At 56.5% G+C, this 20,915-nt stretch carries 30 protein-coding genes, 2 tRNA genes and 1 pseudogene; 19 read left to right on the top strand and 14 right to left on the bottom strand.

Annotation, left to right across the window (positions count from 1 at the left end; all coding sequences use genetic code 11):
* Positions 1-30: 30 nt before the first annotated feature.
* Positions 31-1,056, bottom strand: coding sequence for a hypothetical protein (locus K0P33_RS27940; RefSeq protein ID WP_242152762.1), 1,026 nt, complete (start codon positions 1,054-1,056; stop codon positions 31-33).
* 106 nt (positions 1,057-1,162) lie between these two features.
* Positions 1,163-1,417 (bottom strand): DUF6124 family protein, encoded by a 255-nt coding sequence (locus K0P33_RS27935; RefSeq protein ID WP_094953667.1) that lies wholly within the window; start codon positions 1,415-1,417, stop codon positions 1,163-1,165.
* Positions 1,418-2,005: 588 nt separating this feature from the next.
* Between K0P33_RS27935 and K0P33_RS27930 the strand changes: the two genes are divergently transcribed.
* Entirely contained in the window at positions 2,006-3,673 is a 1,668-nt protein-coding gene (locus K0P33_RS27930) for an AAA family ATPase (protein WP_242152760.1), read from the top strand.
* A gap of 18 nt (positions 3,674-3,691) precedes the next feature.
* Here the strand turns inward: K0P33_RS27930 and K0P33_RS27925 are convergent, their stop codons facing one another.
* The 10 genes and pseudogenes from K0P33_RS27925 to K0P33_RS27880 form a co-directional block, all read right to left on the bottom strand.
* Positions 3,692-4,879, bottom strand: coding sequence for a DUF3596 domain-containing protein (locus tag K0P33_RS27925; protein ID WP_277933784.1), 1,188 nt, complete (start codon positions 4,877-4,879; stop codon positions 3,692-3,694).
* Positions 4,880-5,038: 159 nt separating this feature from the next.
* On the bottom strand, positions 5,039-5,683 hold the full coding sequence (locus K0P33_RS27920) for a hypothetical protein (protein ID WP_242152754.1): 645 nt from the start codon (positions 5,681-5,683) through the stop codon (positions 5,039-5,041).
* The gene (locus K0P33_RS27915; protein ID WP_242152751.1) at positions 5,676-5,843 is read right to left on the bottom strand and encodes a hypothetical protein; all 168 of its coding nucleotides are present in this window, start codon (positions 5,841-5,843) and stop codon (positions 5,676-5,678) included. Before K0P33_RS27915 ends, K0P33_RS27920 begins: the two co-directional genes overlap by 8 nt.
* A complete protein-coding gene (locus K0P33_RS27910; RefSeq protein ID WP_242152747.1) occupies positions 5,840-6,121 on the bottom strand; it encodes a hypothetical protein in 282 nt (93 codons plus the stop codon). Before K0P33_RS27910 ends, K0P33_RS27915 begins: the two co-directional genes overlap by 4 nt.
* Positions 6,109-6,558, bottom strand: a complete 450-nt coding sequence (locus K0P33_RS27905) for a hypothetical protein (RefSeq protein ID WP_242152745.1) — start codon at positions 6,556-6,558, stop codon at positions 6,109-6,111. The genes K0P33_RS27910 and K0P33_RS27905 overlap by 13 nt, the downstream gene beginning before the upstream one ends.
* Positions 6,555-7,286: a metallophosphoesterase gene (locus K0P33_RS27900; RefSeq protein ID WP_242152742.1), complete on the bottom strand. Its 732-nt coding sequence runs from the start codon at positions 7,284-7,286 to the stop codon at positions 6,555-6,557. Before K0P33_RS27900 ends, K0P33_RS27905 begins: the two co-directional genes overlap by 4 nt.
* Complete coding sequence (locus tag K0P33_RS27895) at positions 7,283-8,038, bottom strand: DUF1566 domain-containing protein (RefSeq protein WP_242152739.1); 756 nt, start codon at positions 8,036-8,038, stop codon at positions 7,283-7,285. The genes K0P33_RS27900 and K0P33_RS27895 overlap by 4 nt, the downstream gene beginning before the upstream one ends.
* Positions 8,035-8,487, bottom strand: a complete 453-nt coding sequence (locus tag K0P33_RS27890) for a hypothetical protein (protein ID WP_242152737.1) — start codon at positions 8,485-8,487, stop codon at positions 8,035-8,037. The genes K0P33_RS27895 and K0P33_RS27890 overlap by 4 nt, the downstream gene beginning before the upstream one ends.
* Positions 8,488-8,692: 205 nt before the next feature.
* Positions 8,693-8,929 (bottom strand): annotated as a pseudogene (locus K0P33_RS27885) (helix-turn-helix transcriptional regulator); the annotation flags it as partial.
* A 169-nt stretch (positions 8,930-9,098) separates the two neighbouring features.
* A complete protein-coding gene (locus K0P33_RS27880; RefSeq protein ID WP_242152734.1) occupies positions 9,099-9,893 on the bottom strand; it encodes a S24 family peptidase in 795 nt (264 codons plus the stop codon).
* A 107-nt stretch (positions 9,894-10,000) separates the two neighbouring features.
* Here K0P33_RS27880 and K0P33_RS27875 point away from each other — a divergent pair, with 107 nt between their 5' ends.
* The 18 genes from K0P33_RS27875 to K0P33_RS27790 all read left to right on the top strand — a co-directional run bounded on the left by K0P33_RS27875 (position 10,001) and on the right by K0P33_RS27790 (position 20,129).
* A complete protein-coding gene (locus K0P33_RS27875; protein WP_242152730.1) occupies positions 10,001-10,300 on the top strand; it encodes a Cro/CI family transcriptional regulator in 300 nt (99 codons plus the stop codon).
* A gap of 416 nt (positions 10,301-10,716) precedes the next feature.
* Positions 10,717-11,052, top strand: a complete 336-nt coding sequence (locus tag K0P33_RS27870) for a hypothetical protein (RefSeq protein ID WP_242152727.1) — start codon at positions 10,717-10,719, stop codon at positions 11,050-11,052.
* Positions 11,049-11,387, top strand: coding sequence for a hypothetical protein (locus K0P33_RS27865; protein WP_242152724.1), 339 nt, complete (start codon positions 11,049-11,051; stop codon positions 11,385-11,387). The genes K0P33_RS27870 and K0P33_RS27865 overlap by 4 nt, the downstream gene beginning before the upstream one ends.
* A complete protein-coding gene (locus K0P33_RS27860) occupies positions 11,384-11,677 on the top strand; it encodes a hypothetical protein (RefSeq protein ID WP_242152721.1) in 294 nt (97 codons plus the stop codon). The genes K0P33_RS27865 and K0P33_RS27860 overlap by 4 nt, the downstream gene beginning before the upstream one ends.
* Positions 11,674-12,489, top strand: a complete 816-nt coding sequence (locus K0P33_RS27855; protein WP_242152718.1) for an ORF6N domain-containing protein — start codon at positions 11,674-11,676, stop codon at positions 12,487-12,489. Before K0P33_RS27860 ends, K0P33_RS27855 begins: the two co-directional genes overlap by 4 nt.
* Entirely contained in the window at positions 12,486-13,082 is a 597-nt protein-coding gene (locus K0P33_RS27850; RefSeq protein ID WP_242152715.1) for a hypothetical protein, read from the top strand. Before K0P33_RS27855 ends, K0P33_RS27850 begins: the two co-directional genes overlap by 4 nt.
* The gene (locus K0P33_RS27845) at positions 13,079-13,507 is read left to right on the top strand and encodes a hypothetical protein (protein ID WP_242152712.1); all 429 of its coding nucleotides are present in this window, start codon (positions 13,079-13,081) and stop codon (positions 13,505-13,507) included. The genes K0P33_RS27850 and K0P33_RS27845 overlap by 4 nt, the downstream gene beginning before the upstream one ends.
* Positions 13,504-13,740, top strand: coding sequence for a hypothetical protein (locus K0P33_RS27840; RefSeq protein WP_347341847.1), 237 nt, complete (start codon positions 13,504-13,506; stop codon positions 13,738-13,740). The genes K0P33_RS27845 and K0P33_RS27840 overlap by 4 nt, the downstream gene beginning before the upstream one ends.
* Entirely contained in the window at positions 13,737-14,540 is an 804-nt protein-coding gene (locus tag K0P33_RS27835; protein WP_242152709.1) for a helix-turn-helix domain-containing protein, read from the top strand. The genes K0P33_RS27840 and K0P33_RS27835 overlap by 4 nt, the downstream gene beginning before the upstream one ends.
* Positions 14,524-15,321, top strand: a complete 798-nt coding sequence (locus tag K0P33_RS27830) for an ATP-binding protein (protein ID WP_242152705.1) — start codon at positions 14,524-14,526, stop codon at positions 15,319-15,321. Before K0P33_RS27835 ends, K0P33_RS27830 begins: the two co-directional genes overlap by 17 nt.
* The gene (locus tag K0P33_RS27825; RefSeq protein ID WP_242152702.1) at positions 15,318-16,691 is read left to right on the top strand and encodes a replicative DNA helicase; all 1,374 of its coding nucleotides are present in this window, start codon (positions 15,318-15,320) and stop codon (positions 16,689-16,691) included. The genes K0P33_RS27830 and K0P33_RS27825 overlap by 4 nt, the downstream gene beginning before the upstream one ends.
* 166 nt (positions 16,692-16,857) lie before the next feature.
* Positions 16,858-17,445: a hypothetical protein gene (locus K0P33_RS27820; RefSeq protein ID WP_242152700.1), complete on the top strand. Its 588-nt coding sequence runs from the start codon at positions 16,858-16,860 to the stop codon at positions 17,443-17,445.
* Between the two features lie 149 nt (positions 17,446-17,594).
* Positions 17,595-18,062, top strand: coding sequence for a hypothetical protein (locus tag K0P33_RS27815; protein ID WP_242152697.1), 468 nt, complete (start codon positions 17,595-17,597; stop codon positions 18,060-18,062).
* An 83-nt stretch (positions 18,063-18,145) separates the two neighbouring features.
* Entirely contained in the window at positions 18,146-18,490 is a 345-nt protein-coding gene (locus K0P33_RS27810; protein WP_242152695.1) for a hypothetical protein, read from the top strand.
* A 62-nt stretch (positions 18,491-18,552) separates the two neighbouring features.
* Positions 18,553-18,638: transfer RNA gene (locus tag K0P33_RS27805), tRNA-Ser, on the top strand.
* A gap of 579 nt (positions 18,639-19,217) precedes the next feature.
* Positions 19,218-19,303: transfer RNA gene (locus K0P33_RS27800), tRNA-Ser, on the top strand.
* Between the two features lie 105 nt (positions 19,304-19,408).
* A complete protein-coding gene (locus tag K0P33_RS27795; protein WP_242152692.1) occupies positions 19,409-19,897 on the top strand; it encodes a hypothetical protein in 489 nt (162 codons plus the stop codon).
* Between the two features lie 16 nt (positions 19,898-19,913).
* Entirely contained in the window at positions 19,914-20,129 is a 216-nt protein-coding gene (locus K0P33_RS27790) for a hypothetical protein (RefSeq protein ID WP_078826855.1), read from the top strand.
* A 96-nt stretch (positions 20,130-20,225) separates the two neighbouring features.
* Here K0P33_RS27790 and K0P33_RS27785 read toward each other — a convergent pair whose 3' ends face one another.
* Positions 20,226-20,654: a type II toxin-antitoxin system HicB family antitoxin gene (locus tag K0P33_RS27785; protein ID WP_242152689.1), complete on the bottom strand. Its 429-nt coding sequence runs from the start codon at positions 20,652-20,654 to the stop codon at positions 20,226-20,228.
* Between the two features lie 53 nt (positions 20,655-20,707).
* On the bottom strand, positions 20,708-20,887 hold the full coding sequence (locus K0P33_RS27780; protein WP_054919606.1) for a type II toxin-antitoxin system HicA family toxin: 180 nt from the start codon (positions 20,885-20,887) through the stop codon (positions 20,708-20,710).
* Positions 20,888-20,915 lie beyond the last annotated feature (28 nt).

Below are 20,915 nucleotides of genomic sequence, written 5' to 3'. Positions count from 1 at the left end.
GGGTTTTTGTAAGGCGGCCAAACCCGCTGTTCAGGGCAGTTTCAAGCTGGGTAACGCCGCTTTGCCTTGCTCGGTCAGTACCGGCTCCAATTGCTCCCAGGTGAAGCTCAAGTCGTTGTCGCAGCCATCTCCCGTGGCGCGGGTGGAGAGTTGCAGGCCTTGGGTGTTGAAGCTCAAGTCAAAGGAGGAATAGCTGGTGATCGCCGGGCAGCCCTCATCGGTGGTGGTTTGCTTGGCCAGCCAGGCGCTGAATGTGGCCGGTAACTCCACGTGGCCGGAGTAAGCGGAGTACCACTCCTGGCGCCCGCCGAGCCACGTCCACGGGTCAACACTTTCGCCGGTTTGCAGGTTCCAGGAATGCAGGCCCCAACTGATACCCCTGGCGCCGGTGCCCGCCGCCCAGCGGTAGAACCTGACGGTAATAAATTGCGACGACCAATACGTGGGCTCAACGTCGATTTCGCTGGTATGCGCTGAGCCGTTTCGACCGAGGTATTCGCGGCGCTCGTGAAAATAGTCAGCCTGATCCTCATCGCTGACGGCCAAGGCGGCGAGTTGCCGGTTGATCTTCTGAATCGCCGGGCCGTCGCCTTCTAGCTTGACCGTGACCTGAGCGCCTTGGGTCTTGAGTAGATACGCGTGGTTTTCGAAACTTTTCTTCTCGGTCTTGACCGCCAGAGGCGCGGCTTCCATGGGCGCGTTGTAGGCGTCGCTGCCGCAGCCGTCCGTGCTGATGCGTTGCAAGGTGAGTGGCAGCGGCTTGCCGCCCTTGGTTTTGCGCCAGCCGCCGGAGAGTGTATCGCCCTGGGGTTTTTGCAATGCCCAGAAACCGGTGTTGTCTTCCTCCACCCACGGCGCGTTATCGCTGGCTTGGGTCAGTTGAATCGGCGTGAGGATGCGTTGGTAGTAATAGCTGCCGTGTTCCCCATCGGCGCCGTTGAAACAGGCGGTGACAGCGGACTTGCCCAGCGTGCCCTGCCAGACGCCCGCGAGATCGGCGGCGGAGGCGAGCAAGGGCGTGACGGCGAGGGTAATGAAAGCGAGGGGCTTGAACACGGGTATCTGACTTCCGGTTGTCTGATAAAGGCCGTCAGGGTAATGGGAAGTGTGGGGGGATTCCAGGGGGCGAGGCGTTGTGAGGCGGCTCGCCCTATTTCGTTTCTTAAGACTGAGGCGGTTCGCTGTGGAAGGGCTGCGTATTCAATACGCGGTTGATTAACAGCTCGCCGAGTACGATTAACTGCTGCGCCGCGAGCAGCTTGTGGCGGTGCGAGCCTTCAAGCTCGAAGGCCAGGTCGGTGGTCATGGCGTTCAGTGAGGCGAGGGTTTCGCTGGCTTGGATCAGCAGGGTTTCAGCGGGAATGTCTGAGGCGAGGGTGAAGAGGGTTGTTGGTGGATTAGGGGTGATTTTTTTCATGATGAAGCTCCCACACTGTTTAAGGAGCTAGCGCCCCCTGCTGTCAAACAGGATTGGGTGGCAGCTGTACGCGGGTTGACAGACCGGAAGTGTAGGAACCCGGCGCACCCGGAGATGCCCCACGCACAGCCGCCATGAACGAGACGGGATGCGTGAAGCATGCCGTTAAATCAAGGGGTGTGAAAGGTTACACTTTTCGGCCTGTCAAAGCCGCTCGCTGATGAGCAGCGACGGGGGGAAGTCAGCGTTGTTGATGGGGTTTCGCCAGTTCACCAACAACGCGACATGTTGAAGGAAAATTCCGAAGGCCCACCGGCCGGGCTTTCCAAACCCCAGAAACAACAAAACCCGCACTAGGCGGGTTCTGTCGATGCTTCGAATTGGTGGAGCCGGGGGGATTTGAACCCGCATCCGATGCCGTATTTACAGGGTGCGCAGAGTAGAGGCTGTCATTTCGCTGTCATTTTATCTGAATTGGCAGAGGAAAAATCTGGCCATCTAGCTTGCTTTTACAGTTGGAAATAGTTGTGAGAGTGGTGGCGTTCTGAGATTATTCGAAGATTGGATAACTCTGAAAGGGACGATCACGTGAAGATTGATAGCTTGAGAGTAAAAAATTTCCGCACAATATCCTCAGAGCAAATTCTGAACATCTCAGGCGGCTTGACGCTTGTTGGCCCCAATAATGCTGGAAAGACAAACGCGTTAATGGCGCTGTACATGTTCTTTACTGGCTATGAAAATAATCACTCTTATAATTATTTGTCAGACTTATCATTCGCTGATAAGACGGTTAAAACTAGCTTAACATGCCACTTTACCAGCGAGGAGGGCGACGATGAGGTACTCGAGAGGCTGGCTAAGCTGCGCGCTTTTTTAGGCCAAGATGATGATGATGGCGAGTTCTCGATAAACGTTTACTTCAATGGCAATAATCCGGTATATCAAGTTTATCCTGGAGTTAAGAGGCCGGAGGGGAAGTCGCCTCAATACTCCATGGCTCAAAAGGCGTTTGTCCAGTCGGTTCTTGATTGTTTTAAATGTTATTATATACCTTCAAAAAAATCAATTGATGAGTTATATAATGAATTTGTATCCCCATTTATTCGTTTGAAAGTAGGGCAGGCCTTAGAGGAACACCTCCCTAAGATTAGGCAAAGTGTTGCCATGATTGCAAAAAGTATGAATGGCGTATTAAGTCGAAATGGATTGGAAAATATTACTGTTGGGTTTGGAGTTCCAAATGGAGCAATTAGTGACCTTATCACTGGATTCGATCTCCATGTGTCAGATCCCGATAAAAGTTCGATTTATTCCAAAGGGATGGGTGTGCAAGCGGCGGTTTTGCTTTCTTCATTCAAATGGATAACTGAACAGCAAAAAAACTTAACTGTTATATGGCTTGTTGAAGAGCCCGAAAGTTATATGCATCCGGCCCTCGCTTCACAAGCGTCTAAGATTTTAGACGGGCTCTCAAGTATATCTATTCTAGTGAAAACAACTCATGCAATAAACTTCGTCCCTTCTGATATAAATCTTGTTCAGGGCGTTGCTCGTGTAGGCAAAACTAAAAATACAGTCGTGAAAGCTTTCAATACCCACAGAGAAGCAACTGAGGCTATTAGGAAATCGCTTGGTGTTAAATTTTCTGATTATTTCGCTCTCTCAAGATATAGTTTGTTCGTAGAGGGGGAAACTGATAAGACCTATATTGAGCACATATGGGGTCAAATGCGAGAAGAGCAGAAGGCGAAATATCCATACCTAAATTCAAGTGAATTTTTCATTAAAGACTTTACAGGGGTTTCAGATCTTCTTGGTTTTTTAAAGTCTAATTTCGGTTTGTTTCATGAGGAGATTTGCGCCGTTTCGCTTTTCGATGGCGACAAAGCAGGAGTTGATGCCGCTAGAGCGATGTCAGGCTTTTGCGCAAACAAAGAGTATAGTTTTAACCCAAATCGGGAGTATGTACTTATTCCAGGCGGTCACCCTATAGAGGGGATGTTTCCCGATCAGTGGATTCTGGATGCTTATGAACATGAGGCTGCGTGGTTTGACGGAGGTGCTCCGATTGTAGATGCAGATGATAAACTGATTTCCTTTAAGATTCGCGACTCATCAAAAAAAGCATTTATGAGTTTTGTATTGGAACTCTATGATGAAGATGGTACCTATGATTCGAGTCAAAGATTTTTTTCATTATTCAAAGCGATCAATGCCTCGTTCGAGCGACAAGATCTTTTGTCATTACTTTAATTCGCTAACCATTTTTAATTATGGAGTGGTCGTCTTTGGGTCATATCGAACAACGTCGTTGCCGATCACCCATAGAGTTTCGGCTCGCGATCCTGCATCGGCATCAGCTGCAGGCATCCATCGTCCATAAACCCTTGCGATCATAGTCCAGTCTGTATGCCCCATTTGCTTGGCCACCCACATCGGATGCTCGCCAGCCGACAGCATCATTGATGCGTACGTGTGTCGCGTCTGGTATGGCCGACGGTATCGGACGCCTGCCTTCTTCATCGCCGGCACCCACATCGTTTTCCGGATCGGTCCGTCGCCAGCCCAGCGCTCAAGGGTGCGTGGGTTCTGGAAGACTTCAGCGTCAGCCAGGAACGTGTGTGCCTTTTGCGCTTTCAACGCTTCCAGTGCGGGCCTGAGTAGCTTTACGCTTCGGCGTCCAGCGGCGGTCTTCGTCGTCTCCGCCTTCCCCTTGCCTGCCTGGGTCATCGCTCGGCTCACCACCACCTCCTCGCGCAACCAGTCGACGTCCGCCCAATCCAGCGCCACCAACTCGCTGGTACGAAGGCCCGTCCAGAGCGCGAACTGCATCATGTTGCAGGCCTGGCCGGAGAGGGCGCCCAGAACGGCCTGCTGCTCCTCGGGACTGAATGGGTCGACATCATCCTCTTTCGGCGGCGCGGCCTTGCGCGAATAGGTCCAGCCCGCCAGCGGGTTCAGCTCGATCAACTCTTCCTCGGCGGCATCGTTCAGCGCAGAGCGCAGGCAGCTCTGAATATTGCTGAGCGTCTTGTTGCTCACCTCCAGAGTGTCGAGCCAGTCGCGCACGGCCTTCCGTTTCAGTTCTACCAGCATCGTGTCGCCCAGGGCCGGGATCAGGCGAAGCGTGACCAGCTTCCGGTATCCATCGAAGGTACTGCTAGCGACATGCTTCTCCTTGGCAGCCAGCCACCGGGTCAAGAAACCATTGACCGTCTCGCGGGATGCCTCGGGCGCAAACTTTGCCGCACGGGCAGATCCTGGAAAGGTCACCGAGTAGTCGAAGGTTCCGATCGATATCGCGTGCTCGATAGCGGCCTTGTGCTGCTCAGCCTTCTTCAGATTAGTGGCGGTGGGCTTGAGCGTGATCCGCTCGCGGCACCTGACGCCCCGATACATGAACGTGATTTCGATACTCGAATCGGAGACTGCCCGAACTCCCCTCCCGCCTCTACCCATGATTCGTATCCCTCTACATCAAGTAGCGTCCGGCCATCCGGCGCTTTGATCCATATCTCACCGAGCCGCCAGATCCCGTCACGGATCTTTGAGCGGATCGCGTCTTCTGTGTAGCCAGACTCGCTGGCAAATTTCCTGACGGTCACATAGCGCATAGCTTTACCGCTCTTCGTGTCGCGACACGTTTTCGCTATCCGTGGATGGTGTCGCGACCCACGCACGCATCTCATTGATCATTGCTAGGTCCGGGTGTCGGTAATTGATCAGCCAGCCCGGCGTCTTTACCATCTTCCCGTCAACTGTCACGCGTACGGTCGTGCCGTAGTCCGGTTGATTTGGGTAGGTGTCGTCGTACCGGTGCAGCAGCGCTGCCATATTGTGCTTCCATTCTTCTGGCATAGCCTCCATCAGCACGCGTGGCAGGGTCAGCCAGCTTGAGTAGGAAAGCCCGAAGTAGGCCCCTAGGTCGGCGCGGTAATCGCAGTCATCGATCGCCTTGTTTCGTTCAACAGCCAACGCTCGCAAAGCCTCGTCCGGCACCAAGGTATGCCCCGGCAGGTCACCGCCCAGGTATGCCAGCAAGGTCTGCGCCTCGTCGTGGTACATGTGGCGCTCGGCCTGGTTCTCGTCTTGGTCATGCTCGCCGTCAACGAAGCGCTTGAGTAGGACGGCCAGTGTGTTGCGCTCAGCCAGCAGAACGCGGAATGCAGACGCCGTTTCAGGCGCTTGGCAACCGCCGTGTGGCGAACACATACCCGGCGTCAGGCAGCGCGTCATGGATTTACGACAGATCAAGTCACTCATGGCCCGCACCCCGCTGAAAGTGGTCAGCCAGCACTCGGCGCGCGTCGATGCCGCACGATGCCGACATTGCATAGATCTGGCCGAAGGTGGTCTCCCGGCGCTGCAGGGCGTTGAACAGCTCGATCAGGCGCTGGCCCTTGGTTCCGTTGCGGCGGCTCATAGCTGGAACCCCCTTTGCTGTGGGAGCGGGGTGGCGGTCAATTGCTCGGTTTGGCACATGGAAGTTGCCAGAGAAGCCCGTGCCGCCAGGCTTTCGTCGGTGGTGCTGCTGGCGGGCGTCTGTAGGAGCGAACTGTCCGGCAAGCAACTGATCCCTGTGCCGGCGATGATCCAGCAGGTGACGCCGCGCACTTTGTCGTGCTGAACATCGATCAACTGCTGGTCGGCACTGGCCTGGCCAACCACGACCACCAGGATGATGAGTATCAATTTGCGCACGTGAATGCCTCCCAGATCTTGCCGTTGAATATTTCGCAGGTCAGCTCCGAGAGCGGGATAGGTGTTGCTGTGGCCAGCCAATCGGAGGACGTGCCGCCACGCTTCTTGCCACTGCGCTCCATGACTCGACGTTCATCGCGGCCAATTCCGGCGTGCTGGCAGGCTTCCCGCCATTCCATGAGGCGTATATCGTCAGCAGGAAGGCTAAAGCGAGCGCAACCGAAGCTATCGTGCTGTTGGCGCATGCTCAGCAGTTTGAGCTTCCCGCGATGCATCACGGCCTTACCTGCTGTTGCCTCCCAAGAGCGATTGCGGGAAAACCACAGCAGTGCTGGCTCGCCTTCCCGGCCCCCAGCATTTGAAGGTCGCAGCACGCCGGAGTCGAGGATCAAGGGCAGGTGCTGGGACACACTGGTGTAGTGATATACGAGGGTCATGCGCGCTCCTCCCAGTCCCAGTTCAGTTTCGGGTTGACCGGTGGGTAACACTCCAGCGTGGCCAGGTCGATCAGTGTGAAGTGGCCGCCCATCCAGGCGCCGGTGTCGATGTGGTAGACGTTGCCGAGGATTGCCGGCTGGCGCACTGGGGTGTGGCCGACGATTACGGCACGCACGTCGCTGATGCCCTCGCAGTTCTCGTCCGTGATGCGGCTTCGTGACCACTGGCAAACCGCGTCGACGTTCAGCAGGCCGGGCATCAGACCGGTAAGCGCGTCACGGAGCATCGACCAGACAGGGAAGGGGCAGTCTGCGTGCACGATCCCGACCAAGCCTTCGGGCGTTTCCACCTCGATCGCCACGGGCAGGTCGGCCAGTAGGTTTGCATAGGCGTCCTGATCTAAAGAGCTCAAGCCATAAAACCACACGCCACCATTTGCAAGATGAACCCCGAAACCATTGCTGCTGTTGACCCTATGCGCTTCGTAGACCATTGCCTCATGGTTTCCCTGGACGGCGAAGAACCACGGCTTGGCCAGCCAGGTGTTCACGTCGGCAGATTCCGGCCCGCGGTCAACCAGATCGCCCACGCTGAACAGCCGGTCAACAACAGGGTTGAACCCGATAGCGTCCAGAGCGGCCTGAAGCTTGGTGAAGTGACCGTGCACATCGCCGACGGCGAAGTCGCGCCCGGCGGTGTTGATCTCGAATCGCTTGAACTTGTTCATGGTCGAGCCTCCCCGGCGATCATCGCCAGCTGGGCCAACAGGTCATCGGTGCGCCCGTAGAAGCGGCCGGTGTCCTCGTTGATGAATTGGCCCAGCACCTCGGCCACGGCCGGGCTGGCGGTGAGCCCCTGCAGGTCGACCTGGGCGGCGATGCGCTCCACGATGCGTGCGTCACTGACTGGATCGTGCAAGAAAGCGTCAGCTTTGATCTTCAGCACCTTCACCGGGCGGATTCCTTTTTCCTGGCTGACCCAGTTGCTGTCGGGATAGCTCCACGGAAGCATGTGCATGCACCAGGCCGTGGCTGATCCTTCCTTCTGCGTGCTGGACCAGTAGGTATGGGTGCAGGCGAATGCGTTGGGCGCATCCCTGTCGTTGCCGAACCCACCTTGGCGGCCCCAGTCCTCGAGCTGGAGCAGGTTGGAGCGCAAGAGGTTCAGCTCCTCAATTGATGGAATATGCCAGCCCCAGGAGCCACGCACATTCATGCCCAGCACCTTTCTCGCAACGGTGCTGCCTTCCTCCGCCATAGCCTTGGTGTTGGCCATGCCGTCATAACGATGCTGGCTGCCACGGATGCGTGGGCGCGGGCCTTCTTGATTCCACCAGTGGGCGGTGCACTCGAAATCTCGACCGGCGTCGATCAGCGCGAACTCGGAGCCCTCGAAGTAGATCCGGCCTGCGTAGAAGCCGCCGGCGAACGGTTGGCCGATGGCTGGTAGGGCTGCGGGTGAGATCTGACGGCGCTTCATGCCTGCATGTCCGCGCCGGCGGCGAACGATCGCATTACGCGATCGAGCTCGTTGTCGAGGTCGTCTTTCACCAGCAGATTGCCGTAGAAGTCACGAACCTTGATCGGCAGCGTGAGATTGAATGCGACTTCGCGCAGGAACTCGTAGCGCCGTGAGTTTGCGGCCATTTTTACGCGATCGTCGATGTGCATCGATTCTGTAGTCGCGCCAAATTCAACGGCAGCTTGGTCACCATGAACTGGATCGGCGAGTTTGATCATGGCGAAGATGCCGTACATGCCGACGGACAGTGCGATGAACAGAAATGCAAACATCGCATTTTCGCCGCACGATGGGCTGACCACGTCTGGCGCTGTCATCATCAGCACTGCGCTGATTACGGCAGCAGCAACTGCGCCAATGGTCACATTCCGGAGCAGCCTCCAGAGGTTGAATTTTTTACGTTCCATGTCCAGCTCCTACAGTTGATTTACGTATTGGTGGTTCGGGTGATCAGTCGCGCGATCGTCTTTTTCAGGCCGAGCGAATCCCGGCCGCGGTTTTGGCATTCGCGAAAAAATTGAAATTGGTTGAGCTTTGGTGCTGCGACTGTCAGGCCAGGAAAATTCCTTCGTGCTCGTTGTCTTGCTGCTCGGGGCCCGTTGGACACGCCCGGATTAACCCGCGCTTGAAAGCTTCCATCACCAGGCCGCGCATGCTGCGAACGCCGAGTTTGAACTTCGCGTCGTCAAGGCGCTTTGAGACGGTTCCTGGCGAGATCCCCATCAACCGGGCGATCTCTTTTGCCGTGAGGTCATTGGCGGCATAGAGAGTGGCTTCCAGTTCACGCGGGGCAAGACCTTGGCCCAACGAACCTGTCCAGTTACCAGCGGTGATGGTTGCGATGTTCATTTGTAGGCTCCATGCGGGTTGCGATGACTGAACATTACTTGCGGTTTTATTATGTGTCAACACCAGCGGTTTTATTTATTTTCTCTGCGCAGCTGTTTTTACGTACCTGCGGTGTTTTTTTTGGCCAAAAAAAAAGCCGCTCGGGGCGGCTTGGGTTTTGCAATTACAGCTATCTGGCGAACATCCCCCACCAGAATACGTGCCCTATGAGCGATATTTGTTGGTCCTGAATGTCCTGATAGGTGTAGTCCTCATCGGGATACTCGTCGCGGTTGAAGCTGCGTAATCGCAATCCGGTAGGAAGCCTGTAGAGCTGCTTCACGCGCAGCTGCCCGTTGTGGTTGATGGCGTACAGATCGCCATCGATCACGTCTCCGAGGGAGGTTTTTCCAGTGTTAACACCGACTGTTGCTCCGTCGCGAAGCACTGGAAACATGCTGTTTCCGCGCACAGTTACACAGCGCGCGTCGGAAAACTGTACGTTGTTATTTCGCAAATCACGTTTGGCGAAACGCAGAAGTGAGGAGTCATGATCCTCAATGGAGTATCGACCAGACCCGGCGTCCAGTTCGACCTCTCTGAGAAATGGGACGTAAACCTCATCGTCGTTGAGGGGGGTGGCGTCGTCCCAAACCTTGATAGGGCTTAGAGATATGCCCTCATCAGTATCCTCAGGCGTTGCCTCGGTCGTTATGTTCAGTTTCGCCAATCGATCAATGGTGCCGGCGATTCTTGGACTGAACGAAGATACCGGCTCTTTCAGCAGGCTAGAGAATCGGGCGGCACTCATAACATTCAAGGCGTTCAAGCCATTTAAGTACATGCTGATCGCCGTTTGGGACATACCAAACGCCTCAGCGACCTTCTCCTGGCTTAGGCCCAGCTCTTTTTTCTTCGCGTTATAGATCCGCTTGAGTGCATTGCACTCCGCGAGTTCGGTATCTGTGAGCAGTCTTTTCTTCATCCCGCAAGCCTATAACCATCGGTGTTGAAAAACAAAAAACCTGCGGTGTTTACATTAAAAACACCGCAGGTTATCTTTCGCGGCATGTGCCAATTTTAGGTGAGCCCATGACGCCCATCCTCCTCAGTGACTTTGTGTCTGATCGCGGTCAGGACGAAGCAGCAAGAATCTTAGGTTCCAGCCAGACCACGATAAGTAAGGCCCTCAAGTCCGGTCGTTTAATTTTGGTCTCTGAGCGCGCTCCAGGTGTTTTTTCTGCCCTGGAGTTCAAAGGGTTCCCGTCCGGTGGAAGCCGGGAAAAGGCTCGCCTCGACCTTGAAGACATTGTGGGTCAGGTAAGCGCTGTTGGGCAGCCTGCTACCACTGCTGTCAATTCATCCAGTACTCAACCTGGTGCTGCTCAGTGACAGCGGCTCCCCCTGATAGCCCCAAGGATACGTTTCCAATGGGGGGAGGTTTTCGCATGCGAAAACTCCCTATCCGCGCATGCGCGGGCGCCATATGCGCCAATTTAAACGGCGTATCTGACAGATTTTGTATTTCCAACGAGCCTATGAGCTGGTGGAGGGCAGTCGCCCAGCACTACTTAGATATGAGTTGCATTTTTGGAGGACGTGATATGCGCGCAAAGACATTTATTCCCGCCCGATCAGGGTAGGCAGCAGTCCCCTCAGGGGAGGGGTTGCATATTTTTGTGCCGTGTAACGATGGGTTGGACCTGAAAGACACGCACAAAAAAGCCCGCTGTTGGAGGCGGGCTTCGTAACCATCGCTTGGTTGGACAAGCGTTTCAGTACTTCTTCGTCTGTTGGAGGACGAGTTCATGCACCCGAAAAATAGCACTGCCCAACAAACTGCGCAAGACACCCTGACAACTGAAGTCGGTTTTTGCGAAACCCCTATCGATAACAAAGGGGAGTACATGCTCCAGGTTGTTCCCGGGATCGGTTCCCGTGATGCAATTCAACAGGCGCGCACACTCGCTTCTGGCCTGGGCCAGATCTGCCAGCACATGCACGACAGCTTGAATTACGGCGAGATGGTGTACTGCGACGGCATGGCCACATTGAAGTTCGTGGCCGATAGCGTCAGTGCACTTCTCTGGTCCGTACAGAAAGGTCTTCCCTCGGAAGTGGAAGCCTCGGGAGGTGCCCAATGAAGCCTCCAATGTGGAACCAACTTCTTATCGATGTCGAGCGTGAGTTTCCTGCCTGCTCAACCAGAGGGGCGAAGCTCACCACCGTCCAGGTTGAGCAACTCCAAGCAGTGGAAAACGCCAACGATAACTTCCAGATCAGCACGCTGCACGGGGTTGCAGCCATCGGCGAGCTCATCGCGCAAGCAGCGAATCACGGCGAGCTCAGCGACGAGCTCGCAATGAGTACCGGCTGGCTTATCAATTCGCTGGCACTTCTCTCGATGTCCATGGCAGAAGCCGGCGCCGCGGCCGCATACAAGCTGCAAAACATCCCGCACCAGGGAGCCGCCAAATGACCAATCCATTGCCAACCATGCAGCAGGCGGCACAAGAAGCTGAGTTTCAGCTCACTGCTGCCAGAGATGTGCTCGAGTGGCAGCACGCACTGATCAAGGCTATCCACCTTGACCACCTGCACGACGGCGGAAAAGGCATTGCCACCTTGTTTGAGGTGGCGAAGTACTTCAGCGACACAGGCTTCGGCGGAGTTTATAGCGCGATCGACGAGTTCAAGTCGCTTGGCGAATCCGCGCCACAAAACGAGCAACGGGGAAACGTGGCGCGGGAAATTGGGGGTGGTCAGTGAATACAATCACCATCCACCAGACCGAACTGCCAGTCGTGGAGTTTCGCGGCAACCGGGTAGTGACTCTCGCCATGATCGATCAGGTGCATGAGCGTCCAGAGGGAACCGCCAAGCGCAACTTCAACGAGCACCGCGCCCGTTTAATTGATGGTGAGGACTTCCATCTCATCACCGCAGGGCAAAAGGACGAATTTCGTTCCTTTGCCATTGATCTGCCAAACCGCGGCTTAATCGTCCTAACCGAGCAAGGCTACCTGATGCTGGTCAAGTCATTGACCGACGATTTGGCATGGACTGTTCAGCGGCAGCTGGTGAACAGCTACTTCCGGCCTCAACCATTCGCCGTGCCACAAACCCGGGCCGAGGCCATGCGCCTTGCTGCCGATCTGGAGGAGCAGAACGAAGTTTTGCTGCTGGAGAACAAGCAGCAGGCCGACACGATCGCCAGCCTGGAAAGCCTGTTCATGACCGGAGAGACCCCGACGCAGTTCTGCAAACGGCTGAACGGCGTCAATTGCTCCCAGGTGAACAGCTCACTGTTGCGCCTGGGCTGGATCTACAACGCTGCTAACGATGAGAACAGCAAGCCTCGCTACAGGGTGGCCAGCCGCGTACGTGACCGGTTCCTGACGGAGCGACCTCGGAAGATCAGCGCCGAAGGCGTTGAATCATTCATCAAATATGACCTGATTCTGCTGCTCGACGGCGCTTGCCGCTTGCATCAGCTCTACATGAAAGGCGATCTCACCATGAAATCGAAATGGGATGGCCGGCACACCCTGGCCAAGTACGACGGGGGCGATGCTCAATGACCAAAATTACCGAATCTCCATCGACTCAGACCGTGGAAATTATCAACGAGGCCCACTTCGAAAAGTTCGAAGACGCGGCACTGTTGTTGATGTCTTTCGAAAAACTGGCTGATGCCGTCGAGGTTGTTTCTGAGGGTGGCGAGATCTACGAACGTGACGACACCCATGTCGGACTGATGGAGGCATGCATGGCTATCGCGGTCATGTTTCGGCGCAGAACCGGGCATGACGCGCAGAAGGTCTCGGCGGATCACCTGGATCAGGAGAGGCAATGCCTGATGGGCGGCGTTGAGATCAAGTCGCTGCCGATCCCATTGAGGCCAACCCCGTGCGGTCCTCTGCCGAAAACAGCGTTCCACGGCATTCCTGACCTCAGCTTGGCTTGGGCTGGTTTCAACTATGTCAGCCGTGTGCTTGAGCACATCAGGGGTAATTCCCCTCACCTGGTGGAGCTTGATATGGCGCGCGCACATTCGCTCGACGCAATGAATGCGCTCAGCTTGCTGATCGAAAGTCTGACCGGCGCCACTCCCGGCGGTACTCCCGATGACATGACCAAGGCAAATGCCCCGAGCCCGGAGACTCTGCAATGACCAACCTCAAACCATCTGACCTGCTGGAACTGGTCGACGTGAAGCCCGAACCGGAATTACCGCCGAACTGGTTGAACGTAGTTGCTCGCAAGAAGCTTGGCCAGACGCCCGAATGGCGCTGGTGCAAGTTCGAGATGATCGGCGACACCCACGACTGTGTGGTCGAGGGCGGCATTCCGCGACGGCTCAAGAGCGGAGAGCGTAAGGGTCAACTGACCTGGCGCGACTGCACAATCACAAAGTGCGTGGTTACCCAAGCTGAGCACGATCAGGCCAAAGCTGACTACGAGAGCGAGACCGGAAAGTGCCACGATTGCGCGGGCTCCGGCATGTGGCTTGCCGGCTGGGGCTGCGATACCGGTAATCGGTTTAAGCCGTGCCCGCGCTGCAATGCCACCGGCAAAGCCCCGGAGGTGCGCCCATGACCACTCCAATGGAGTCAACCACTGCGGTCGCGACGGTTCAGTCCGGTACCGGCAAGGTATTAGCCGGCCCATGGCCGAACTATTCAAATTGCCGCCATCTGTCTGAGCGCGACCGCTGGGAGGTCTACGCCATGGCAAAGGCCTCACGAGGCGCGCTGGAGGATCGCGGCGTGGTCATGACCGAGGGCTATGACGCGTTCATTGCCCGGGTAACACGGGAGCTGGATATATGAGCGTCCAAGCCATGTCGTGGGCGCTGACCCAGCAGCTGGTCACCGATTCGCATACGCGGCACGTGCTGCTGTGCCTGGCCAACTACGCCGATCAGTCAGGGCGCGCTGCATTCCCTGCCGTTTCGAGTCTTGCACTTGATACCGGTCTGGCCCCGCGCACCGTCCAATACCGACTTCGTGAACTGGAGGCGATTGGGCTGATCAAGCGTGGAAATCAGGCCGTTGCAGCCGCTTATATCTCCCAGCGCGATCGTGTTCCTGTCTGCTACGACATTGACCTTTCACGGGGTGCACAGGATGCACCCCGCTCTGAACGGGGCGCACCTGACGACGCAACGGGGTGCATGCCAGAACAGAACGGGGTGCACGCCACGACAGAACGGGGTGCACCGTGTGCACCCAATCCACCCATTAACCACCCATTAACCATCCTTAACCAAAAAGAAAGCGCCAAGGCACCGGAGAGGGGTGGGAAGGGCAAAGCTCAGAAGTTCGACCCATTGACTGCAAAGCCGGCCAACGCATCGGACCAAGCCTGGGCTGACTTCTGTGAAATGCGGAAGGCCAAGCGTGCACCGCTGACCCTGCGTGCTTGCGAACTGATCGCAAAGAAGCTGGCCAACCACCCGGAACCCGATGCGGTGCTGGATAAGTCCACTACCAGCAGTTGGTCGGACATTTACCCGGAATCGGTGCTGCCTGGTGCTGGCGCCAAGAACGGCAAGCCATCCGCATTCAACAACCTTCCAAATCACACCCCGGATATGTACCAAGGAGACGGCAATGGCCCAGCGTTCTAATTTCCGCCGCCAGCCTGAGCAGCGCGTCTTCGCAGGTGAGTGCCCGGTTCACGGTTCGATTGATCGTTCCGAGGTTGAACAGTTCGACGGTTCGATGGCTGTCCGTCCGTGCAAGCAGTGTCAGTTCCACGACCTGCGCGTAGCGCCGCAGGGCAGTGAAGAGCATTCGCAGGCGCTGGCCAACCTGCAAGCCGAAAGCGTCAACAGCGCGCTTGTAGGCTCTGGTATCACGCCTCGGTTTGCCGATAGCACTTTCGCGAGCTACCGCGGTACCACCCCGGCAATGGCCCAGGCGCTGGAAACCTGCCAGGCCTACGCCGACAACTTCGGCGAGCACTTCCAAGCCGGCCGCAATCTGCTGCTGTGCGGAAACGTCGGCAACGGCAAGACGCACCTGGCCAGCAGCATCGTTCAGCACGTCATTCGCCAGCACCGGGCCGTGGCGGTGATCACCACCGCCGCCGAGATCATTCGCGTGTTCAAGCGCTCGATGGTCAGAGATGCCGGTTACACCGAGGGTGACGTAATCAACGAACTGGCCAGCTTTGACCTGCTGTTGATTGACGAGGTCGGCGCCCAGGCGGGCACCCACTACGAACTGTCGGTCCTGCATGAGGTTCTTGATCGCCGGTACAACCTGATCCGCCCGACGGTGGTGGTGTCTAACCTCAACGCCCAAGGCCTTAGCCAGTACATCGGTGAGCGCGCCCTTGACCGGCTGCGCGAGAACAAGGCGCTGCTGGTCGGCTTCACCTGGGAATCGGCGAGGGGACGCGTATGAACGACTACCGCGAGCTGTACAGCGATGAGGCTGAACACGCGCTGCTTGGGTCGCTGATGCTGGACGGCGAACTGTTCGACTCAATCACCGCGGCTGTAACCACGGCAGACTTTCACGATCCGGAAAACGCGGCGCTGTTCCAGGTGATGCTTGACCTGCACGCCACCGGTGTCCCCGTAGACCCCGTCACCCTTCACGACTTCAAACCGGTCTTGCCGAGTGGCGGCACAACCATTGCTTACGCTGCGGAACTGGCGAAGAACACGCCCAGCACCGCCAACTGGAAGGCATATGCTCGGACAGTGACCGAGCGGGCAGTACTTCGGCGCTTGGTTGACGCCGCCGACGCCGTGCGCGATTCGGCGAACGAAAACCGGCCAGTGGCTGAGATTATCGCCAGCGCCCAGCAGGCCATGGCCGATCTACGCGACCTAGATACCGGAGAGCCCGATTACAAGCGAATCGATGAGGTCGTTAGCCGCAACATTGACATCATCGACGCCAAGTACAACGGGAGCGTGCAGTCGGGGCTTTCCACCGGCCTGGTCGATCTGGACAAGCTGATCCGTGGGCTGCGCAAAAAAACCGTGACGATCGTTGCCGGCCTACCGGGCAGCGGCAAGACAACGCTCGGTCTGCAGATCGCCCAGCATATCGCTTGCACCGGTCTTGGCGTTGGCATGGTGTTCTCGTTGGAAATGCCTGAAGAGGAGCTGGCCAACCGAGCTCTGGCGTCACTCGGCAGCATTGACCTGCAGCTGCTCGACAACGGGAAGCTGGAGGACGATGACTGGCCGCGTCTGACCTCCGCAGTCAACAAGATCATGGATAAGCCCCTCTACGTGAGTGATAAGTCGGGCCTGACCGTGCCACGCATCCGCAGCATCTGCCGACAGGTCAAGCGCAAGCACGGCCTCGACGTGGTTGTGATCGACTACATCGGCCTGATCGGCTCCGATGGCAAGGCGTTCAACCGCACCGCGGAACTCGGCAAGATATCCACAGGCATCGTCAACATCGCCAAGGAGCTTGAAGTGCCTGTGATCCTGCTGGCCCAGCTCAACCGGGATTCAACCAAGCGCCCGAGCAAGAAGCCCATTGCCTCTGACCTGCGCGACTCCGGACAGATCGAGGCTGACGCCCACTGCATCATCCTGGTCCACCGCGACATGGACAGCGAGGAGGGCCAGAACGGCGCGACTGAGCTGCTCATGCCCAAGTGTCGGCACGCGCCGGTGGGTTCATGCATCGTCCAGCAGCAGGGCAAGTTCGCCAGGTTCGTCAATTTTGCGGGCCGTGAGCCCACCCAAGAAGAGGTGGAGATCGGCCGCCCCTTCTCTGAGCAGTACAGGGGGAGGAAGAAATCATGATCGCCACCGAAGTGTTAGACCGCATAGCAGGAAACGCTAATGCCGAGCAGACAGGCGTTAGATTCCAATTTTTTCGTATTCAGCTACAACCCACGGCTTGCGAGGCCAGCACTCCGCATCCACAAATTGTGATTATGGAGGTTTGTAAAAGCCTCGGGAGCGAACTATGACGGTATATCGCGACGTCATGCCGGCCATTGTGAGAATCCTGGCGGCCGACAGCATCGACAACTCAACGAAGCAGAGCTGGCAGAAGCTTATTGACTCAGGTACACGCACAGGTGGGTTCAGGGCGCTCTTATCAGCTCGTGACCAGTTCGATTACGACTGCTGCCTATACGCGCTACTGCACCGAGAGCTGACTGGGCCAGAATGGGATGTGTTGGTGGGCAAATTTTCGACGCACAAGGGCAACAGGATCGGCGCGATCAGCCGAACTGTGTACCGGATCAACTCGCCGGCCCCCGCGTTGTTCCGTTACAAGGCCACCACGGTTTGGTTCATTCCGAAGATGAAGGGGCTCAAAGTTGGCGTCGATCCGAAAGGCCGCCAGGTCAAACGATCAACTCAGGTTGAGGTGCTGCCGGATGAGTTCTACGACATTAACACTTGGGACACGGACGCCAGGCCAGAGTCGACGCGCAGTCGATGGCGCCTCGGTATCCACAAGTCCCTGGAGGCGATGCAAGAGGCGGCGGTGATCCATGTCACCGAAATCTTGGAGCGTGAAAAGCTCATTGATGATGTTGCTTGACACTAGTGGGCAAATGAGCGAAATTGCCATCCATCATCTGATCCCTGCGCGTTAAGGGGATCGAAGAAAAAGCCCGGCCTCTGAGTCGGGCTTTTTGTTTTTCTTTTGGCATGGCACTCTGCCTATTTAGCTAAGATGGAACTGGTGCGATGTCGAAGTTTGATGAGATTCAAAAACAATACATTTCGCTGTGCGATGCCGAAGACGCTTATTGGGTAAAGCTTGATACAGCAAAAGATAACGTGCGGGCGGGATTTGCTGACTACCTCGGCGTTGCTGCTGACGAGAAGGTTGGCCTCTCTGGACAACCTCGAATTTGGTTTGGGGGCAAGCAAGGCTTTACTGGGAAATCTGAACATCTAACGACACGAGAGTCCAACGAGCTTGTATTCACTCTGAATCTGATTTTGGATCAAGCAGACCGAGCTTTTCCGCCGAACACTCTGAAGTTTCGGTGCCGCATAAAATATGTCGCTGAAAATTTTATGATCTCCTTGATCGACTCGGAGAAAGGCTATTTTACCGTCAAGAACGACTTCAGTCCTTTTTACGAGTTTATGTATGAAGAAGGTCAAAAACGACTATCTGCATTCGTGCAACCGTTCAGTATCGATTGAGCTAACCAAGCTAAGTCGAGTGCCTATGAAGTAGAAGCCGGCTCGCCGTGATTGATCCTTGAAGCATTTAGAGCCCAGCCACCGTGCTGGGCTTTTTCGTTTCTGGAGAAGGGACTATTATTCAAGGCCATCTCAAAGCAGGCAGTCATCAGATGAAACGGAGTAAAGGAGTTGCCAAGAGAGTTTTGGAGGCGGTGCGCGACCTCGACACGTCCGACGGTGCAAGTCTGTTACATGTCCTTCTGCGCTGTGAAAAAGCAGGTGATACAAACGATGAAGTTCACTCCTCGATTAGTCTTCTGAAGGAGAGCGGGTATCTCAATGAGAAAATCCACATACTCAAGTTGACATGGGGTGGCCATGATTTGTTAGAGACCCTGGAGGCAGAGTTCCTCGAGGAAATGCGAGCAGCTCTGAATAGGCGCTAAATTTCGTTTTTTGGTTTTGAATTATTTCGAAGCCCCGCCAAGTGCGGGGCTTTTTCGTTTTCAGCGGGTGGCGCCAATTGGACGGCAAACGGCCTTGAAAGCCGTGCTACTGGAAAAGGTAAGGGTTCGACTCCTTTACCTGCTGCCAATTTTGCGAGACGCCATAGCCAGGGTGGGCCTTCGGGCGGGCCTGCACGCGATATCGCCGGTAGTCACGCGTTGCGAAAGAACACCGGCATCCAATGCATCTATGACCTCCAGTTGATGCTGGGTGGTATTGGCGGGCAGCGTGGGAAGACACGCATTTGCGGTAGCGTAGGTCGCTAGACAGCCTTCAAAGCTTTTGATCAGGGTTCGATTCCCTGTATCCGCTCCAGTTTGCATCTGCGCCGTTTCACAATGAGCCAGGGTGCGCAGTTCTGCGCAGTAAGTGCGCACCTGCGCAGCTCGCGCAAAAGTAGACGCTGCGCGGGTTGTGTGTAGTTTGCAGGTGATTGGAATTGCGCATATTGCGCAGCTGATGCCCGATTGTTTTATGCAGGTTATCGCCCAGGCAGCTGGGCTAAGTCGGTAGAGGCGTCGTCTAATCCCGTGCGGACAATGGGCGGCTACGCGATGAGAGGGCAGGGTACGTGACCCGGCGATCTGCCCCACCAGAGCTGGATAATTGCGCCAGCCACCTGCACCCATTCAAGAGCCCCGCCATCGTGCGGGGTTTCGCGTTTCTGGAAGGCGGCGCCAAGTGGTAGGCAAACCGGTTTGAACCCGGTGCTGCTGGAAACGGTAGGGGTTCGACTCCTCCGCCTTCCGCCAATCAACGAGTTTTATGTGGGTGAATGCTCAAGGATGAGCAAAGGCCGGATCAGCAGCATGGATCGCGTCCGGTTGCCCGCGCCTATTACGACCTGGAGATCCGCAATGCAGAGCCATGACTATGTGCCAGGCCTGTCTGGCCTTCGGCTGGACGAAGCAACCGGCGCCATGGAGCTGAATTCGGGACACACAGACCAGTTGAAAGTCCCGCGCCTGATCACAGTGGAAGTGGGGGACTGGGCCGAGAGCGAACTGCCAACCAATGCGATCGAGCGTTACCGATTCATTGGTGGCCAGGTTATGGCTATTCCCGCCGAGTACCGAGACAGTGCGGAGTTCTCGACCACGGACGAGTCATACGACCGCGATTGTGCCGACATTCGCACCAGGCTGATCTACAAGCGGCCAGAGACGGCTGCTGAGATGGCAGAGCGCTTGGCCGCACGCCCGTCAGCCAGCACGCTGGTGGTGTCCGCTGATCGAGTAGAGATCAGCGCCGGCGGTCACGTCATGATCGTGATGGCCGCTGAGCCGCCATTCGTGCTGCACGCTGATAAATGCCACATCAATGGCCGGATGATTGCCGACCGCTAACCAGATAGGTGAACCCATGCCTTTTGTAGTGATCCCTCAGCCTTTTCCCAACTCGCCGCTGCAGACGCAGTTCGCGACTGAGGATGAGGCGAACGCCCGCGCTGAACAAATGGTCCAGCAGGCGCCCAAGCAGCCCGTGTACGTCGCGGAGCTGAAAACGATGTACCAAGGCTCAGTGACCGTCACCACCGCGGCGGCAGTTGCTCAGCCACTGAATCCCGAACAGGGGTGATTGCACCGCCACGCCGTGAGGCGTTGCAGCGACGTGCCGTATCGTCGGGATGACGACACATAAGCACAAACCGCCAGGGTTCGCCCTGGCACCTATTCAGGCTGCCTCGACAGACACCGACAGGCGTTTGCCGAGAGCGGCCAAGGCGTTTTCCAGCTGCTCCATCTTCGACGTGTGCAGGAAGTCGACCAGGCGATCCCCTTGGGCCTGATGAACGCCCAGCAGCCGGCACAAGTCGGCCTTGCGCATATCCCGATCCATCATCGAGTTCCACAGGACAATCTTTGCCACGGTCACCGCTGGCAAGTAGATGACGTGTTCGCCCTCCTGTGCGGCGGATGCCTCTGGAATAGCCCGGCGCTCGTCGACGTAGATGGACAGCGCGCTTTCAATCGCATCCAGCGCTTCACGGATCGCGTGTTCTTTGTCGTCGCCGTAGCTGTTCAGCTCAGGCAGGTCGCGGCAGAACACGGCCAGGCCGGAAGCGCTGTCGTCCTGCTCGAAGCGGATTGCGTAGTCGTACATGGTCACTCCTCTGGAGGTGATCGTTCGGCGTTCAGATGTGGCGAAGGGGCTCATCAGAGCCCCAGTTGTTTAATGATCGCCTTGCGGGTCGGTTCGGGCATTTCCTTGCTTCCGTGATCCGCGAAGGTGGTCCTGTTGCCGTTTGGGGCGATTACTTTGAAGTGGCTTCCCTTGCCAGCTTCGAAGGTCACCCCTTGGGCCTTCAACCATCGTCTGAACTCGCTGAACTTCATCACCTCGCCTCGTTGTTGGGATAAGACC

Source organism: Pseudomonas sp. ArH3a (genome assembly GCF_022648765.1).
In the GTDB taxonomy this organism is placed as follows: Bacteria; Pseudomonadota; Gammaproteobacteria; order Pseudomonadales; family Pseudomonadaceae; genus Aquipseudomonas.
The sequence above is the reverse complement of the archived record's forward strand: the minus strand, read 5'-3'. Positions and strand labels throughout refer to the sequence as shown.